1 protein-coding gene is annotated in these 927 nt (G+C 51.8%); it reads right to left on the bottom strand.

The features are described 5' to 3' along the window. On the bottom strand, nucleotides 1-927 hold a 927-nt coding region (locus tag ABEW32_RS25320; RefSeq protein WP_430192927.1), incomplete at both ends, for a condensation domain-containing protein.

Raw genomic sequence — 927 nt, 5'->3', positions numbered from 1 at the left:
TTCATTGAGGCTATCTTTTTCCACCGTTTCAACGCTAACCGCCGTCTCCAGCTCACCCTTAGCATTTTCATCGCCCAAAGCCCATTGGCTTTCATTCAGCCAGGCTTGTGCGCGCTCCTGCAAGCCAGCTTGAGTTAACAGTACCGTCGCACCGCTGTCCTCCAGCATGAAACGAATCCGTTCGGATGGATAGTCCGCATCCAGCGGCACATAGGCGCCTCCAGCCTTCCACACCGCCAATACACCGACCAGCATGTCTACCGAGCGTTCACTCAGAATGCCGACAATCGACTCGCGTCCAATGCCTTCCTTTCGCAATTTACGCGCCAATTGGTTTGCACGCTCGTTCAGCTCACGGTACGTGAGCTGTTGCTCCTCGTACACCACTGCTACATGGTCTGATATAAGCTGGGCCTGCTCTTCCACATAGGTATGGAACAGTGCTCCTGTTTCAACAGCATCAACACCTAATACCCCCACATTTCCAAATCCATCGATGAGTTGCTCTTTTTCCTCGGCGGTCACCATATTCAAAACTGCCAGTGGCTGCTGCGGATGATGGGCAATAGTTCGAACGATTTCCGCAAAATGCTGTGCCAATCGCGTCATGGTCTCCGGCTTATACAGCGCCGTGCTGTATTCCAGACTGCACAAAATACCTTCTGGCTGCTCTATGGCCTCCAAGCTCAGATCGAATTTGGCCGTATGATTGTCCAGTGGATAAGAGCTGATGGTCAGCCCTTCCAGTTCGAACTCCTGCTGCTCCCATGTTTTCAGCTCAAACATGGTGTCAAACAGCGCATTCCGGCTCGTATCCCGCGTTACATTCAGCTTTTCAACCAGCTCTTCAAACGGATAGTCCTGATGCTCATACGCACGAAGCGCATGCTCTTTGACCTCCTGCAGATAATCTAGGAACGATTTGTC

It is taken from the genome of Paenibacillus jamilae, assembly GCF_050482105.1.
GTDB lineage: Bacteria > Bacillota > Bacilli > Paenibacillales > Paenibacillaceae > Paenibacillus > Paenibacillus jamilae_B.
Note: the sequence above shows the minus strand (reverse complement) of the source record. Positions and strands in the feature narration are given on the sequence as shown.